Source organism: Halomonas borealis, from assembly GCF_004798905.1.
Classification (GTDB): Bacteria; Pseudomonadota; Gammaproteobacteria; order Pseudomonadales; family Halomonadaceae; genus Halomonas; species Halomonas borealis.
In genome coordinates this window covers 1-334 of sequence record NZ_SDMO01000041.1, presented here as the reverse complement: position 1 = coordinate 334, position 334 = coordinate 1, and the positions used below count along the sequence as shown (strand labels likewise).

The 334-nt window shown below is 39.5% G+C and carries 1 pseudogene; it reads left to right on the top strand.

From position 1 onward, the window contains the following. Nucleotides 1-55: 55 nt before the first annotated feature. Nucleotides 56-334, top strand: a pseudogene (locus ETC07_RS16105) (WxL domain-containing protein); the annotation flags it as partial.

Below are 334 nucleotides of genomic sequence, written 5' to 3'. Positions count from 1 at the left end.
AAGTGTTGTCACGCATGATCAGCGAGGAGAAACTACTGGATAGACACTATCAGTTCAACAAAAAGGACAATTCAAAAATACATCCAATACATCACTTGAAGGAGCATCCTTAAAATTTAGTAGTGGAGTAGCTATGAATACGTCGAGCACGGGAATATATGTACCAACATTCAATTCCTCTTTAGGAATTCTTGATCCTGATGCAACTTCAGCAACCCCGATTATGAGTGGAGATGGTACTGTCGGAGGATATGCCGTTGTATTTGGTACACAAGCAGATTATGGTACAAATGATAATACCAGTGGGCCAATTTCTTTAACTATTCCTTCAGCT